We start from the raw sequence: 16,879 nt of genomic DNA on the forward strand, positions 1-16,879 counted from the left end.
GCCGGTGAAATTTTACTTATCGTAAAATTTCACCGGCTTTTCATTTCAGAGGTGGGTTTTGTCCCAGCCTCTTTTTTCATATACTCAAGTTTATCCACGATATTTTAAAGTTAATCCTTTTAGGAAGTTTCGTGTAAAATTATCTCCACATTCTTTGTAGTTTCGATGATCTGCCTTTCTTAAAATCGCTCCTAGTTCTCCCTTTGAAACATTCAAACCAGCATCATAAAAAATCGCAATCATATCTTCAGTTGTTAAACTTAAAGCCACTTTTACTTTCTTTAATAGTAAGTTATTTGGCGTATCTTTTTTACTTGATGGAGTAGCTATTGGTTTTTCTTGTCCTGGTTTTAGTTCTTGTTTACCTCGCTTAAACGTTACAAAACCATTTAAAAATGCTTCTAACATTTCATACGTACACGGTGTAAATTCATCCGTCGGTGTTAAATCTACTTCTCCATCTTCACTTTGCTTCGGTTTTGTTAAGATCTTTAAGACCTCTTCTTTCGTTACATTAAGCCCACCTAATTTGAATATATCCACCATATCAGAATTTTTAATGTCTAGTGCATAACGTAATCGTATTAATAAATCGTTATTTGTCATATTCCATTCTCCTTCTTTCATCATCTCATTCGTTAAAGAGATAATACAAAAGTATTTTCCCCGATAACAAATGAAACATTACCTTTTATCAATTCTTTATGAAATTATACTTTTGATTGTTTTTGAATAATTGTTATAAATTATCATTTTACATGAAAAATGAACAATATCATATAAGAAAACCTGATAATCTTGTGCGATCATCAGGTTTTCCAATAAAATTATTTATTACTTCATACTAACGGTTTTCTTCTTCGTCTCCCCAACATTCAACATCCCCAATATTCGGTACATTTTTCTTGTAGAAGACTGGATCCTTACCTTTTTTACGTTGTACTATATAATCGTTAATGACTGGTTTAGCCACTTTCCATAATAATAGAATAGCAATTAAGTTGATAACTGCCATAATCGCCATAAACAAATCAGCTAAATCCCAAACAACTTGTACTTTTGCTATAGATCCAAACATCACAAAGCCAACTACTAAAACTCGGAAAACTTGTAAAAAGGTTTTTGATTCTTTAATAAACCCGATATTTGTTTCACCATAATAGTAGTTCCCTATCACCGTACTATACGCAAATAAGAAGACCGCTATTGCTAAAAAGATTCCTGCCCAATCACCTAAATTACTCACTAAAGAAACTTGTGTTAAATTTACAGACGCAGCATCTGATTTAAGATAGGCATCACTAAGTAATACGATTGCAGCAGTTGAAGTACAAACGAGCAGTGTATCAATAAAGACACCTAATGTTTGGATTAACCCTTGTTTAACCGGGTGTGATACATCGGCAGTTGCTGCTGCATTTGGAGCAGAACCTATACCTGCTTCATTGGAGAATAAACCACGTTTAACCCCTTGCAATACAGCTGCCCCTATAATTCCGGCAAATGCCTCTTCTAATCCGAAGGCCGATTTAAAAATGAGCATAAAAACATTCGGTAGTTCAGTAATATTTAAAATAACAACAAGTAAAGCAATGCCAATATATGCAATCGCCATTACTGGTACAATAATTTGAGTCACACTTACAATTCGTTTTAACCCACCAAATACGATAACAGCCGTTAAAGCGGAAAGTATAACACCGACAACTACACGATTTGTACCGAAACTTTCTTCAAATGCAATTGTAATTGTATTTGCTTGTACAGCGTTAAACACAAAACCATAAGTTAACGTAATAACGACGGCAAAAAGAACACCCATCCATCTTTTCTTCAGACCCTTTTCCATATAGTAAGCCGGCCCGCCACGATACATACCGCCATCTTTTACTTTATAAACTTGGGCTAACGTACTTTCAATTAAAGCGGATGCCCCACCAATTAAAGCAATCATCCACATCCAAAAAACCGCACCAGGACCACCAAGGGCAACCGCCGTCGCTACTCCAGCTATATTCCCCGTTCCAATACGAGAAGCCGCTGAGATTGTAAATGCTTGAAAAGATGAGACTCCTTTTTTCCCTGTCTTATCCTTAGGAGACTTTTCTGTAAGTAATTTAAACATATCCGGAATTAAACGGAACTGAATAAACTTTGTTTTAAGCGTAAAAAATAACCCTGCTCCTACTAATAAAATAATTAATAGTTTTGAGTATAAAAAATTGTTAACATCGCCTAATAAACTACCAAACCAATCCATAAATTTCCCTCCTTCATTTGTTACTACCCAAAAAATTTCTAATCTAAAGTTGTTCCATTCATTTTAAAAAGTGTTATGAACAAAAAACTTGTTAAATAAACTTTTACCATTTCTTTAAAATATTTTTCTATCTAAAGGTTATAATCTCCCTTTATATCAAGTAGTTAAGATATGAATAAAGGCTTCTTATAAACAACTTATATCTTTTTACAAAGAGATAGATTTACACACAACATAAAAAATTATAACAGCATAGCATTTAATAAGTAAAGAGTAGCATTTTTGTTCATTTACGATATAAATCGTTACCTGTTGAAATATAAGGGTTTCTAATCGATATAAACGGCTTTTTAGAAAGTTAAAATTTGTTGCTTAAAGTTAAAAATCATTATATATAGAATATTTTTAATATTAAAACACATTGAAAGTTTTCAAAAAATTAACCCCTCTCATCTGAAAGGGGCTAATTCTATTTTATTAAATTTTATATAAAGGATTGTTATTCTTCTTTTCCGAAAGCATCTTTCATAATATAATATGATTCTTTCAATCGCTCACTGTACTGAGGCTCGTTCCAAGTGTCCCAGCTATATGGTAGTAGAGATAACTCATTATCGGCCATTTCCGGTATACTACTAGTTACTTTACCATCCTTTTCAAATACGACACCAAGAGAAATATTTTCTACTTTAACTGTTGCTGTTTCTCCATCCTTTTGCAAGTCTCCTATAAACTCTCTTTGACTTGGGTCTTTAGATTGCAGCAGCAGCCATGGAATACGAACTTCTAACTTATCATCATTCCATTGATAATCTGCAAGGGAATCATAATCATCCGATTCAGGATTGCCATTTCCTTCTCGAAGTTTCCCAGTTTCATAGGAACTTACTGGAATAATCTCACCTGTTTTCGGAATTTCTAGACCTCTATTTAGCATATATTCGATTGGTTGGAATGTACCACTGTTTTTAACGGGTATAGAAGGAGCAGGATCTAATAAATTCAATCCTTGCTTTCCGTACATATAAGTATATAAGTCGTAATAAGGGTCAATTTCCATACGAGATTCCTGCTCATTTCGACTAATCGTTGCCATGAAATCGACACCGTTTTGAATCGATAATCCAGGCCATTGTTCCACTTTCGTATTCCCTTGATCTCCTACGACATCAAACAAAATATGCGGTGTTGTATCTTTTAAATCTTCCCCTTCTAATTTTAAATACAAATATCGTTCATCATAGTCAACGGTAAATGTTGTTTCTCCGTCGTAAAGCGCTTTTGTTTCCCAATCGCTTACGTCACCGTCCACTTTAATTTTTAGTCGGTCGAAGCTCAGTAAGCCATAATTTTGTTCACTCGTCTGAACGTTTGACCAATATGGCCGACGATCCGGGTTATCATAATCGACAGTATTCCATGTACGTTTAAACCATTCATCCTGCCACGTAAATAATAATCCACCCATTAAATTTTCAGCCATAATATCTTCAAATAAACTTTTCAAAATTTGCCCTTGTTGTTGTTCATTTAAGAACCCTTGATTCCACCCATATGGATTTTCATGGGTTAAGCCACGGGAAGAAGGAACTCCAAACTCGGCGATGAGCACCGGAAGACGATGGGCAGCATGAAGATCTGCTAAATAACCCGCATAACTGTTTTTATTGCCCCGATGATCAACAAAATTTAATAATCTTTCATCATAATTTAAAAAGTCGGGATAATATGGGTATACATGATAAGAAGCAAATTGACCCGTTTGTTCCGCTTCTCCTTTTGTATAAATGACATTCGGATTCACACTTACCATATCTTCTTCTTCACTTGGCTCATACGGATGCTCAAGTAAGTCAGTTGTAATCCAGTTGGTAAAACTCATCGGTCGAATCCAATTGTATGTCTCAAATTCATAGTTTAATATATAATCCATCTGTTGAGCCATCCAATGTTCAAACGGTGAAGCCGATTCAGTATAAAAGAATTGTCCGTCATATTCTCCAATATCCGCATGTTTTTCATTTGTTCCTTGGACCATTTTTGGATACCATTCGATACCAATTAACCATCCGGCAATGTATTCTGACACATCTGCTTGATAAACACCAGAAGCGTGTCCTGGTCGTTCCTCAAGAACGGCATTACCGTGAACAACGTCCACAATTGTTTTCATTTCATGTTGGAAGTCTGCTAGATTTTTCTCTTCAAAGGCATCTAATGATTTTTTCAAACCATTTTCTTCTTCCTCTTCATTAATCCAGGCTCCGTGTAAAACATATAATTTCTTATCACTTTCTTCATTAAATCGCTTTAATGCATTGTAAAAGCCTGGTGGATGTATCGTATAGACACGAATCATGTTGGCATTCATATCAGCAATGGACTCAAACCAACGATAATATTCTTCTTCTGTTATCGCGGCTTCTCCAGGACTTGCTCCCGGTTTCCCCATTCCTAAGTTAACCCCTTTTATGGTAACAGGCTGCCACTTACCATCTACTTTTACTTCTAGACTATTTTCATTAATGCGTGACGTATATTGAAGGTCATTCTCTTTTTTCGGTACAGCGGATTCCATTTCTTCGTAGCTATCTAGAATCTCTCGCATCACCGGAACGTATACAGACCAGTAAAATGCAGATTCGTCATTATGTTTTAAAAACTTATAAATTGATGCTAATCCTTTCATCTGATAGAAAGGTGGTAAACCATTTACATCGTTGTAATCACCAGCAAAATAGTAGCTTTTCGATTGTTCATAGGATTGCTCTACTATCGCCGCAAACTCCTCTGGAATACCAAGGTCTTTTAACTTCTTCTTCCCCTCATCCGTTAAAGACCAATCGTAGTTTGCCAATGAAACAGCACCGTTTTTCGGTGTAACAATATCAAACCAATATTGATACTCTGGACTTTCAGAAAGACCAAATTGTTCCTTTCCTTGCTCAGTGAAAGTTAATCGGATACCTTCTTCTGACACATGTTTATCTAACTCAAGCACTTCTATTTGATTCGTAATATCATTTACTAATAAAAAGCCAGCACCTTTATACGGCCAGTTTTCTCCATGCTCTTCTCTCACCCATTGCGGCAATTCCACCCCTGATAGGCTTAAGTCCGAAAAATATCTACCTGTCCATCCGTCCCAATCTAAACCTAAATAATCGGTAACGGATTTTCGTACTTCCCCATTTGTAGGAGAGGCAAATGTATTATATTCTGCAATTAGCAAACTTTTTTGATCGGAAGTTAAACGATGGGCAATCGTCTCCCATTCAGCCATCTCAAGTCCACCATAGATTTTATCTGACTTTGATCCATGAACTTCCTTCGTATCATCAAAATCTTCTTCATAAACACCGTACGTATCGGCTAAATAGATGACATCGTAATCATTATAATTATCAGGTAAAGCATGTACAGACTCCTCTTCATCCGGAGAATATCCGTAATAATCTTTCGCTTCCGCGTAACGAGCATCTTCTTTCTTAAACTTTTCATAGTTTAGTAGCCACGTAATACCTTCATGTTCCCTGTAATCGGTTTTCGCAACGGTTTTATCGATGATTGCTACAGATAGCTCAGTCTCCTTATCTAAAAACCAGATTGCAACTGGTGCAACTAGCAGGACTAGGAAAACAGCTATGCCTATATATACTTTTTTCATTGCTGTCTAGACTCCTTTTCTGAAATGCCGACTCGTTCCATACTACCCCAGTCGTGTCTTCGAATCATAAAACGGAAGATCCCTTCACATCTCCAGAACAGTGTCAACGGTCTATACCAAACAAGTTCAGTTAAAGATAAAGCGGATATGTGTAATAACTCTCGAATAGTTGGATAACGATTCATACTCCATGCTTCTAAAATGAGTGTCATGATTGATAAGATGGAACCATACAATATAAATAATAGTAATGACAAAATGGCGAATTCTGAGTAAACATCCCCCATCAATAAAGCAACGATGACATAAATATAACCACCGAGTTCAATTACTGGTCCAAAACATTCGATTAACCAAAAATAAGGGAAAGAAACAAACCCGAGGGATCCATACTTTGGATTGAACGTCATGGCCTTGTGCTTCCATAAACTTTCAATCAATCCTTGATGCCATCTTCTACGTTGATTTCTTAAAATATCAATTGATTGGGGAACTTCTGTCCAACATACCGGCTCGGCAACAAATTCAATTCGCTTATTCGCTTTTTCTTCTCGAATAAGCCGATGCAACTTAACGACAATCTCCATGTCTTCACCAATGGTATCTACAGAATAGCCACCGACTTTGATTGCCCATTCCTTTGAAAATACACTAAATGCCCCAGAAATGATCAACATCATGTTGAAACGACTAAATGCAATACGTCCCATTAAAAACGCCCTTAAATATTCAACAATTTGCATGATCACAAGAGGTCGATCGGAAATCATCGTTTTTCGAATTGAACCCATCGATATATCGGTACCATTGGCAACTCGAATATTTCCTCCCGCTGCAATCACTTTGCCCCCAGATTGTAAAATTGGTTTCATCACCCGTTGTAAAGCTGTCGGCTCAAGAACGGAGTCACCATCGACCGAGCAAAAATAAGGGAATCTGGATACATTAATCCCTGCGTTTAACGCATCCGCTTTACCGCCATTCTCTTTATCTATCAGCCATAAAGATGGATGTACCGTTGATTGATAAATATTGATAATCCGCTTCGTCGGAATATGCGCTCGGTATACTTTCTCTACCGGCTTCATTTGGAAATAGTCGATTAATATTTCCTTCGTTCGATCAGTTGAACCGTCATTAATAACGACAATCTCTTTATCTGGATAACGAAGGGATAATAGGGAATGAATACTATTCACAATTCCTATTTCCTCATTAAATGCGGGAACGAGTATGGAAACGGGTTTTGTTTGAAAAGAATCCAAATACTCTTCTTCAATCTCCATCTTTTTCAATAAATATTGTTTTCTCAAATAGCCAATTGCTAAAAAAAGCATGATTACATATATACCGATAGCAATGACACTATAGACAATGATGAACTTACCAAAAAACATCATGATTCCATCAATTATCCAATCCATGACCAATCACCTTCTTTTCTTAGAACTTCCTGAGCGGTTTCAATGGCATAATGATCATTGGATGTCATTATGTATGTTTCAAGGGAAGCTCTACCTTCTTGATGGCGGGCAATTGTTTGCGCTGCTTGAACCCTCACTCGCCATTCCTTGTCCTCCAATAAACGGAAAAGTATATCTTTGCTTCGATCAAATTTCACGTATTGAGCCATTTTAGCTGCCATTAGCCTTTCTTCCCAATTCTCTCCGTTTGATAGCTCTACACAAAGCTCTTCTTCCTCAATCCCTAAGTCATAAATAGCTTTCGCTACACGGATGCGTATCTCTTTATCATCATAGCGAACTAACTCTAATAGGTACGGAATTGCCTCAAAAGTATGTTTATTCGAAACCGTGTCAATTAGAGCATATTTTAAATGGGATTCAAGCTCATCAAAATGAGTAAAAAAGGACGTTAAATCAGACAGCGGTAGACGATTAAACAAATTTCGACAATCAAATTCCGTTAGAATGGATTGATACTGAAAAAGCAGTTGTTTAAATGTCGCTTCATCATATTTGGAATAAATAGTAAGGAGTTGAATACACTCTTCTTTTTCCTTTTTCTCTTTTTGAATCCACTTACACTCTTTCAGTACCTCTATATTTCCGTAATCTTTTATTCGCGCTAAAGCATTTAAACGATTACTTCTTCTAGCACTATTCAGTAACTTTTTATAATAATCTTGTAAATATTGATTCGCTATATAATGAAGCTTTTCAGATGTTTGATTTGCAGTCAAACTCGTAACATATATATGTGCCAGTTCTTCATACCCTACAATTTCATCTTTTTCCCTTGGTACAAAGGATTCAACAAGCTTTCCATCATTAATAAAGTAGTCATACCATGCCAATTCCGTTTTCTTTTTATAAGTTTCGATATTTTTTCTACGTTTTTCCTCTTGATTCTTTTTCCAAAATAGATGCAAGCTCAACAAGACAAAACATATAATGCAAGCAACGATTAACCAAAAGACAGCGATTATCGCGTTATTCATCTCCATAACCCCTTGCAAGTTCGTTTTATTTGCGCTTCAAATAAACGGATGTTGATTGGTTTTATGAAAAATCCATCTACACCTTTCTCAAAGGAACGGATCATTTCTTCTTCTGATTGATTATTTGTCATCATAAAAACGATAAATTTTTGCTGATTAGGCATTTGTCGAATCGTATGTAAAATATCCAAACCATTTCTTCTCGGTAAAATATCATTTAAAACAACAATATGTGTATGTGCTGATTTAATCCAATCCGATTCTAAAAAGGCTTGACCATCCTCAAAAACTTGAAGATCCAGTTCCATTCCATCCATATGGATAGATTCAATCGTCGTAGCAAGAACTTTTCTGAACATCGAATTTTCTTCTAAAATACTTACTTTAATTTGCTCTTTTTTCCGTTCCTCAAAATCCCGTACTCGATGTACACCAGCTAGCTGAACAGCTTCTAATCCTTTTTCTAATATTTCGTTAAGTTCAGCTGATTCATTCCGAACTTCGATAATACAAGCGGTAAAAGGCTCACTTATAATCGGCTTACGAGTATCTAATCGATTAAGTAAAACTGAAGCTTCATTAGCACCACTTTGAGTTAACATGAGTCCCCAAGTATTTTGTCCTTCTATTTGAAATAGGACATCTGTAAGTCGTATTTCATTGGCAAGAAAACTTCGAATGGCTTCATGGGCGCTTTCTTCTAAGTTTTCATGAATTTTTAATAGAAGAATTGTAAATGGTTGACGTGAACGGTGAATGGACGCTTTCACTAATTCAAAAAATGGACGTACTTCTCTTTCATTGAATACAGATGTGACTGTTATCATTGTATTTACATTCCTTTTCTACATATTTAACAATTTTAGTTTATATTTCTCATTCATACATATTTTTCCACAATCATTCAAAAAGTCACTAGAGAGCTCTATATCGAGCTCTCCTTGTATGAAGAGATTTATAGATTTATTTATTTACTTTTTCGAAACTCTTATACGGGGCAGTTACAATAAACGTTACAGTAGTACCACATTCCGGAACACTTTCAATCTCTAATCCTCTACCACTCAAATGGATGAGTCGTTTATTAGTATTAGTTAAACCAATTCCCTTATTGGAGTTAGACAGTTTTTTCTCCAACACATGGGAATGAACCCCTTTCCCATCATCTACTATTTTGACTTCTACATTGTCATCTTTTTTCGTAATGATAATACGAACGGTTAATACTGGCTGATTTTCTGACATACCGTGACGTACTGCATTTTCCACTAATGTTTGAATAGAAAGTGGCGGAACTTTGGCATGTAGGCATTCACTATCTACATCCCACTGAACAGCTAAACGGCTACCAAAACGCTGTTGTTCAATAAAGAGATACGATTTCACTAGTTCTAATTCATTTTCAATGAAAATGGCCTCTTGTAAATTGCCCGCATCAAAACTTTTTTGTAAGTAGTTACCAAATTCATATAGCAGTCTACTCATCTTATCCGGATCTATTTCACTTAAAGCAATAATCGCATTCAGTGTATTAAACAAGAAATGCGGCTGTATTTGAGCTTGTTGAAGGGCTGCTTCTGTCTGTGTCTGTTTATATAAAGATGTTTTCAACTGAACAAGGGACGACACTCGAGCAAGTAACTCCGCTTGTTCTACTGGTTTCTTCACATAATCATTTGCTCCAGCTCGGAAACCGGCTTGTATATCCTCTATTCGACTTCTAGCCGTTAAAAGCAATACGGGTAGTTCTAACATTGAAAAAACTTCTCTAATTCTAGTAGTCAATTCGTATCCAGACATTTTAGGCATCATGACATCCGACACCACAATACTCCATTTTTCGCTATAAAGGTGTTGCAACGCTTCTTCTGCACTTAAATATGCATTGACGGAATAACCCGCCTTCTCTAATAGGCTCCGGACGACTTTTAAGTTTACGGGGTCGTCATCTATGAGTAACACATGAATATCACTTTCCTTCGCATCATGGTGCTCTTGAAGGATATCAGGTAATACTTCATTTAAGATCACTTGGCTCTCACCTTGTTCATAACTAATTGGTAAGGAGAAAGAAAAGGAAGAACCTACTCCAGGCGAAGATGTAACGGATATTTCTCCTCCATGTAACTCAATTAACTGTGCGCAAATACTTAAACCAAGTCCAAGTCCTCCCCTTGGCGAAGTAATACTTGAATCTGCCTGCTCATACGGTTGGAAGATCCGTTTTTGCAATTCCTCATCCATTCCGATTCCCGTATCTTTAACTGTAATAATTGCCTTTCCATTTTTCTGTTCTGCTGAAACGACGATGGAGCCATGTTCCGTAAACTTTAACGCATTTTGAACAAGATTAAAGACAATTTGAATCGTTCTGTTTTCATCAGCCTTTACAGTCGGGAAAGAAGATGGAATATCATTCCTTAATTCAATCGGTCTTCCTTCTCTTGAGTACTTAAGTAGATTAAAGACATATTCAACAATCCCATACATATTAACTGGTTGAAAAGTTAAATGAACCTTCCCCTCCTTAAGGGACGAAATATCCGTTAGGTCATTTAACGTATGGGACATGTTTCGTGCAACAGATTCCATCATTCTTACCCGTTCCTTTGCATCTTCGGGTAGCGGTTCGCTTAACAGAGACTGGGAAATATTCATCATCGCATGTAACGGATTGCGAAGTTCATGGGATGTATTAACTAAGAAATCGTCTTTTCGTTTATCATCCCGTCGGAGTTTTTCATTGAGTTCTTTTCTTTCCTCGGATGTGTGATAAAAAGTTTTAAACCAGTACAAAGCAAAACAAACTACACCGATTAATAAGTCAAAGGGATAAAAGGGAATACCTATCTCTAACATTCGACCTTTAATTGATCCCCATACGGTACTAGATGAAATGGCAATCGCTGTAAATACTAAATAAATAGAATATGGTGTTCTAATAGAGAGTTTTTTATTAAAAATTATTGGAATTAAAACGGCCGGTGTAAGCATTAATATAGAATAAATAGGAGCTAAAATGTAATTAAACTCATTATAATCTAAGCAAACGATAGATATTATGTAAAAAATGGAAACAATGCTGAATAATCTAAACGTTCGATTAAACTGATCCTTCACAAGGGATTTTAAATAAAATACACTTAATATGTACGCAGACGAATATAGTAATAAGGTAAGTTTTATTCTTACTTCAAAATCAATATCTGGCCATATTACTCGAATGAGTTGATCATCATCTAATATAATCGAAAAGGCCATGCTGAATACCGCTCCAGCAAATAACAGCAGCTTTTTTTGTTTAAAAACAAAAAGGTAAAGTACTAATATATAGATTCCGTGGAAAAACAGAACTGCAAAGCCGATCAATTGTAATCCCATACTAAAATGCTCATGGGCTTCAACTGCATTGACACCACCAAAATATATGGTACGTGCAATGCCTCCCCGTTTAATAAGGTCGAAATTAGAGACTTGTATAACAATATCAATTTTACCCGCCTCTGGTTGTGCATTAACTGAAAATGGGGCTTCATTTGGCTCTGATTTATCTTTATCCGTCCCAACTCTTCCTAGCTCTATCGCTTCTTCCCCATTAATATAAACTCGAGATGCAGTACTAATTCCCATGAATCGAAGCCGATACATATTTGTATCATTTTGATTCGTAATGACTTGTAAATGATATGTTCCATACCCAAATGAATCTTCTTGTTCATTCTGGTCGACACTTCGCCAATCCGATGGTACACGGAGAGCAGAGACACCTCCGTTTGAAAGTTGATTTGGTTTTACGAACTGATTAGGATAAAAAGCCCAATCTCCGTTTAATGGCATTACTTCACCCGTTATGTCTGTTGACCTTATATCTAAAACACCATGCTCAGCCTTTGGTCGTTCTGGATCGTTATAGTAAAACACCCAGGCTAATCGGAAACTTGTTAAAAGTATGATAAAACTAAGTATTGCCAGCCATTTTTTCTTACTCTTCATTCTTTTATATACTCCAATACAATAAGTTACTTCTCTTTTTTATAAGAAAAGCCGTTAATCGATGTATTTTTTAATTTCATTGTAATTTACAACGATATTTTTGCTAGAATAGACTTTATTTTTGTTGTTCATCTCAACATATTGTAACAATAAAGATTACTGTTTCCAATATGCCGGTCATTAAGCTGGCCGACTAACTAAAGTCCTTACAAAACTCTTACAAAATGATTAATGATAAATCATTTTTATTAATTACCATCATATAAACTATACATTTTTTCAATTGTTGATCTAGATTTTGCCCGATACATTGCACGATCAGCATATTCAAGTAACTCATTAGCATCTTGGCTATGCTCTGGATACAAACTAATTCCTAAACTCGCTCCTATATGTAATTGACTATTTTCAACAGAAAACGGTGTGTCAAAAACTTCTATTAATTGTTTTATCTTTTCGTCTAGGTAATCCGCTTGTTCAATAATAAGAACAAATTCATCACCACTAAAATGAAAGGCATGAATTCCATCATGCGATAACTTTGAAAGGCGTGCTGCCACATCAATTAAAATCGCATCTCCTACAAAATGACCGAATATATCATTAATTTTTTTAAATTTATTTAAATCAACAAATACGACAGCGAGACTTGTGTTATTTTCTTGGGCCATCCTCATATAAGCTTCTATTGACATATGAAGCATTCGTCTATTTGGTAACTCAGTTAACTCATGATGTAAAGCTAAGTACTTCCATCTATCCGTTTCTACTTCGTCATCAATCAATTCAATTGGATGTAAATAGACCCTATCCATATCGTTCCTCCTACTTTAATTACAAATATCTATATATTCTAGTGCTTACATCTTACAAAATTCTTTCTTTTCTCTTAAAATAAGATATATAGAAAAAAATCGGGGTGAGGACAACATGATTCGTGCTATTTTAGCAGATGATGAGCCACTATCAATCGAGTTAATGAAAAAGCGGTTAACAGACATGGATGTTGAAATTATTGGAGCTTATACAGATGCATATAGTTTAATATCAGATTTAAAAAATATTTCATTTAATACGGCTTTTTTAGATATTCAAATGCCGGGTATTAGCGGGATGGATTTGGCCGCTTTAATACACGAAGAAAATCCAGCTGTTCAGATTGTGTTTGTTACAGCACATCGTGATTATGCTATCCAAGCATTTGAACTGGAAACGACAGACTATTTGCTGAAACCTGTATTGAAAGAAAGGCTTCATAAAACGATTGACCGTATTAAAGAACGACTGAAAGAAGAGCATCAAAGTGAATCAATGAATTATTCCGATCTCCCATCTTTGGAAATTAGATGTTTTAAACAATTCTCGCTCTCTTTTAATGGTGAACCGATACTTTGGAAGTCAGCTAAAATAAAGGAGTTATTTGCTTTTTTCTTAATGCATTTAGATACGCCTATCCACCGAGATTTACTAATCGATAAACTATGGCAAGACCACGATTATAAAAAGGCCAAAATACATCTTCACACATGTATTTCATACATAAGAAAAATGCTAGAATCTTTCCATCCAGATCACACTCTGTCTTTTGCCGGACAACATTATACACTGCATCTTGAAGAAGCTTGGTGTGATGTGGTGATTTTTGAACATATGCCAACTGACATTTCTTTCGAAAATGTAGAAACAATTGAAAGTGATATTCTTTTATATACTGGAGATTATTTAGAGGAAGAGGGATATGAATGGGCAAGAGCGAAAGCAAATGAGCTTTCAGGGAAATTTATATCTACTTTATATAACCTAGCCGATTATTACGAACAAGAACATTTAGAAAACAAATATACTGCTATACTTCAAAAAATCCTGCAGTTTAACCCTTATTCAGAATCTGCAGTTGCTCGGTTAATGAAAGTTTATATCCGCTTAGGTATGCGTGCAGATGCACTTCATTTATATGAATCATTTAAACAATCATTAGTTGATGACCTTGGTATCTTCCCTAAAAAAGAAACGAGTCAAATCTACACTCTCATTAAACAAGGTGATCTTTAGTATTTCATAATGATGAGGACTGTTATCATTTTTCCGCTTTCGTTAAAAACTCCTTTCACCCCAATTAATCAAAACTATTTCCTTTATGAAATGACAGAAAAGTAAATAAACACATTTAGAAGTCAACTACCTATCCAAAAGTTGGCTTTTTATAGTTTTCTATGTCTATGGTTTGGTTTTGAAATAGGACAAATCCTTTTTAAAAATTTTGTTAATAAATTATTCTTTGACATTGAGTAATTGCTAGAAATGTTCCATTGCTTTACTAAGTATAGTGTAAAGAACTTTTTCTTCTCCCACTTTAAGGGAAATGTTATAAAACTTTTCCCTCCAATTAAAATAACCTTTATTTGTAAATAAGTCATTTTTTGTCTCTGTGTGATTGTAAGAAGCGTCATCATTTGAATGAATACAATGTAAAGAATAGATTTTTCCTTTCCCCACGATTTTCTCAAGGTGAAAAGAATAAAATATTTCCCTTCCCAACTAAAAATAGGCTCTCTCCCCATTATTTCATAAAGTTTTTTTCAAATATAAGATAATCAACTATATCAATTTTTCATAAGTCCATATTCTATTAGTGTCAAGTGGAGAAACTTGGTGATTTTTCAAGAAAGGAGGAGAATATTAGGTGAAACGTTTGAGATGTACAAAATGTAGTCAGAAAAATTTCGAGGATAGATCTTACTGTAGACGTTGCCATCACCCTATTCATTCGATGGAGGAGAGTAGCAGCAGTAGTAGTAGCAGTTGCAACAACGGATTTAATTTCGGAATGATGGGAAGCACCTTTCCTAATGCTACAGTTACACAAAATTTTGATCAAGTAATGCTAGTAGAACAAACTTCTGATGAATTAATCTGGATCAAAGATTCCTGCAACATTACAGTTGATACAAATGATACACAAGCTGCAATTTCTCTTCAAGTTGGATTACAACTTGCAATTGCTTTAGTAATTAGCATTTCCCTTGGTGATTCTATAGAAGGTCGAGCTGTTGCTCAAGAACTCTTCCAGAAGTTAGATAGTGAACAGACAAACAAACAAAAAGTTTACATTGATAATTCAAAAGATGTTACCGTTACAACAACTGATACAGACATTGCTGTAAATATTCAAGCATTGTTACAAGTGTTAGTATCGCTTGTAGTGAAATTAGATGTTCTTTAATCTTTTAATTTAACGTGAAAGAGGTGAGAAGAATGGGAGAAAAAAAGTGGAGAGCATTAGATCATTGCGACGATAACACTAACAACATAGATTCCGATACAGCACAAAATGCCGATCAAGTGATGAAGACGACACAACAATCTTTTGAATGGATCATAGTAAAAGATTCAGAAGGTGTTGATGTTAAAACAACTGATACTCAAGTTGCAATATCTTTACAATTAGCTATCCAAGCTGCACTTGCCGTTGTGATTAGTATTACAATCGGTGATGATGACCAGGGCAATGCTGTTACACAAGACCTACTACAGTTCATGAAAACAAAACAGCGAAATACTCAAAAAACGATTATCGAATCATCTAAACATGTCACTGTTAACACAAGTGACACTGACGTTTCCGTAAATATTCAAGCAATGCTACAAATTCTTCTAGCGCTTGTTGCTAAATTAGATATCTTATAGTGACACGAAAAAGATAAAAATAAAAACTCATGAGAAATCTTCTAAACATAAGCTAAATTAAAACATTATCGTTTTGCTAAAACACTATTTTCCAACAACAAAGTAGGCCATTTTATTATCATTGGAAGATTCCATTTATTAGTCGATTTTTTATGGGGAGAGAAGTTTTTCCACGTAACATACGAAACATTTATGTTGCGTGGGATATTATTTTTTCAATTTAATTTTTCTACTTACCATAAGTTTTTTGATAATACTTATATTTTCATTAGATAGAAGAGGAACTGTTCCCTTTTGTTCCCTCTTATTCAACCACTGCATATGCTAATGAGAGCTACTTTTTGTTAAGGAGTGAAAAATTGTGAAGGACCCAAATGCAATACCTAACAAGGTTGTTGACCTATTAGTTAGTGAAGTTCTACGAAAAAATGGTGTTAATCTAGAGAACACGAAAAGTAAGTTAACGGAAGAACAAAAACAATCCCTTAAAGAACTAGTAGAAGATTTAAAAGCTCAAGTAGATACTTTCGTTAATGAACCTACGACAAAAAAGACTCAATAATGCCTCTAATCGGGCTTTGTTCTAATTTAAAATGAACGATTAAATACCCCCTTAAGGGATGTATCATCTCTTAAGGGGGTATTTCTAAATTTTATTTTGTTGAAAATCTTCTTCTTTTCACAAGACCAAACAATGCTGCTCCAATCATCAGTAAACCAATGATTGTTACAAGATAATTTGTTTGTTTTTCACCTGTTTGAGGTAATTTGTCTTGATCGTCGGTTGTATCTGGTGTTTTTTCTGGATGTT

At 35.1% G+C, this 16,879-nt stretch carries 13 protein-coding genes; 4 read left to right on the plus strand and 9 right to left on the minus strand.

Features of this window, described 5'->3' with window-relative positions; all coding sequences use genetic code 11:
* Positions 1-90: 90 nt before the first annotated feature.
* From H9636_RS18220 to H9636_RS18255, 8 genes are all read right to left on the minus strand, one after another.
* Positions 91-606, minus strand: a complete 516-nt coding sequence (locus tag H9636_RS18220; RefSeq protein WP_191708977.1) for a YehS family protein — start codon at positions 604-606, stop codon at positions 91-93.
* A gap of 238 nt (positions 607-844) precedes the next feature.
* Positions 845-2,260 carry an alanine/glycine:cation symporter family protein gene (locus H9636_RS18225; RefSeq protein WP_191708978.1) on the minus strand — a complete coding sequence of 472 codons (1,416 nt, stop codon included), beginning with the start codon at positions 2,258-2,260 and terminating at the stop codon, positions 845-847.
* 499 nt (positions 2,261-2,759) lie between these two features.
* Positions 2,760-5,927, minus strand: a complete 3,168-nt coding sequence (locus tag H9636_RS18230; RefSeq protein ID WP_191708979.1) for a hypothetical protein — start codon at positions 5,925-5,927, stop codon at positions 2,760-2,762.
* Positions 5,924-7,351, minus strand: a complete 1,428-nt coding sequence (locus H9636_RS18235) for a glycosyltransferase family 2 protein (RefSeq protein ID WP_191708980.1) — start codon at positions 7,349-7,351, stop codon at positions 5,924-5,926. Before H9636_RS18235 ends, H9636_RS18230 begins: the two co-directional genes overlap by 4 nt.
* The gene (locus H9636_RS18240; protein WP_191708981.1) at positions 7,339-8,388 is read right to left on the minus strand and encodes a HEAT repeat domain-containing protein; all 1,050 of its coding nucleotides are present in this window, start codon (positions 8,386-8,388) and stop codon (positions 7,339-7,341) included. Before H9636_RS18240 ends, H9636_RS18235 begins: the two co-directional genes overlap by 13 nt.
* Positions 8,385-9,215, minus strand: a complete 831-nt coding sequence (locus H9636_RS18245) for a response regulator (protein ID WP_191708982.1) — start codon at positions 9,213-9,215, stop codon at positions 8,385-8,387. Before H9636_RS18245 ends, H9636_RS18240 begins: the two co-directional genes overlap by 4 nt.
* Before the next feature lie 136 nt (positions 9,216-9,351).
* Positions 9,352-12,381, minus strand: coding sequence for a hybrid sensor histidine kinase/response regulator (locus H9636_RS18250; RefSeq protein ID WP_191708983.1), 3,030 nt, complete (start codon positions 12,379-12,381; stop codon positions 9,352-9,354).
* Positions 12,382-12,629: 248 nt separating this feature from the next.
* Positions 12,630-13,196, minus strand: coding sequence for a GGDEF domain-containing protein (locus H9636_RS18255; protein WP_191708984.1), 567 nt, complete (start codon positions 13,194-13,196; stop codon positions 12,630-12,632).
* Between the two features lie 115 nt (positions 13,197-13,311).
* Here H9636_RS18255 and H9636_RS18260 point away from each other — a divergent pair, with 115 nt between their 5' ends.
* The 4 genes from H9636_RS18260 (at position 13,312) to H9636_RS18275 (ending at position 16,630) form a co-directional block, all read left to right on the plus strand.
* Complete coding sequence (locus tag H9636_RS18260) at positions 13,312-14,433, plus strand: response regulator (RefSeq protein WP_191708985.1); 1,122 nt, start codon at positions 13,312-13,314, stop codon at positions 14,431-14,433.
* A gap of 631 nt (positions 14,434-15,064) precedes the next feature.
* A complete protein-coding gene (locus tag H9636_RS18265) occupies positions 15,065-15,604 on the plus strand; it encodes a spore coat protein (protein ID WP_318241053.1) in 540 nt (179 codons plus the stop codon).
* Positions 15,605-15,636: 32 nt separating this feature from the next.
* Entirely contained in the window at positions 15,637-16,068 is a 432-nt protein-coding gene (locus tag H9636_RS18270; protein ID WP_191708988.1) for a spore coat protein, read from the plus strand.
* Between the two features lie 361 nt (positions 16,069-16,429).
* Complete coding sequence (locus H9636_RS18275; protein WP_225230329.1) at positions 16,430-16,630, plus strand: spore coat protein; 201 nt, start codon at positions 16,430-16,432, stop codon at positions 16,628-16,630.
* 91 nt (positions 16,631-16,721) lie between these two features.
* On the opposite strand, the gene H9636_RS19505 is transcribed toward H9636_RS18275, so the two are convergent.
* The coding region (locus tag H9636_RS19505) for an LPXTG cell wall anchor domain-containing protein (RefSeq protein WP_191708986.1) at positions 16,722-16,879 on the minus strand (158 nt) is incomplete at its 5' end.

Source organism: Ureibacillus galli (assembly GCF_014836845.1).
GTDB lineage: Bacteria > Bacillota > Bacilli > Bacillales_A > Planococcaceae > Ureibacillus > Ureibacillus galli.

Excerpts from the sequence above, each read along its gene's own strand:
- H9636_RS18220 (WP_191708977.1), bottom strand. The coding sequence starts at position 606 with ATGACAAATAACGATTTATTAATACGATTACGTTATGCACTAGACATT.
- H9636_RS18225 (WP_191708978.1), bottom strand. The coding sequence starts at position 2,260 with ATGGATTGGTTTGGTAGTTTATTAGGCGATGTTAACAATTTTTTATAC.
- H9636_RS18230 (WP_191708979.1), bottom strand. The coding sequence starts at position 5,927 with ATGAAAAAAGTATATATAGGCATAGCTGTTTTCCTAGTCCTGCTAGTT.
- H9636_RS18235 (WP_191708980.1), bottom strand. The coding sequence starts at position 7,351 with ATGGATTGGATAATTGATGGAATCATGATGTTTTTTGGTAAGTTCATC.
- H9636_RS18240 (WP_191708981.1), bottom strand. The coding sequence starts at position 8,388 with ATGAATAACGCGATAATCGCTGTCTTTTGGTTAATCGTTGCTTGCATT.
- H9636_RS18245 (WP_191708982.1), bottom strand. The coding sequence starts at position 9,215 with ATGATAACAGTCACATCTGTATTCAATGAAAGAGAAGTACGTCCATTT.
- H9636_RS18250 (WP_191708983.1), bottom strand. The coding sequence starts at position 12,381 with ATGAAGAGTAAGAAAAAATGGCTGGCAATACTTAGTTTTATCATACTT.
- H9636_RS18255 (WP_191708984.1), bottom strand. The coding sequence starts at position 13,196 with ATGGATAGGGTCTATTTACATCCAATTGAATTGATTGATGACGAAGTA.
- H9636_RS18260 (WP_191708985.1), top strand. The coding sequence starts at position 13,312 with ATGATTCGTGCTATTTTAGCAGATGATGAGCCACTATCAATCGAGTTA.
- H9636_RS18270 (WP_191708988.1), top strand. The coding sequence starts at position 15,637 with ATGGGAGAAAAAAAGTGGAGAGCATTAGATCATTGCGACGATAACACT.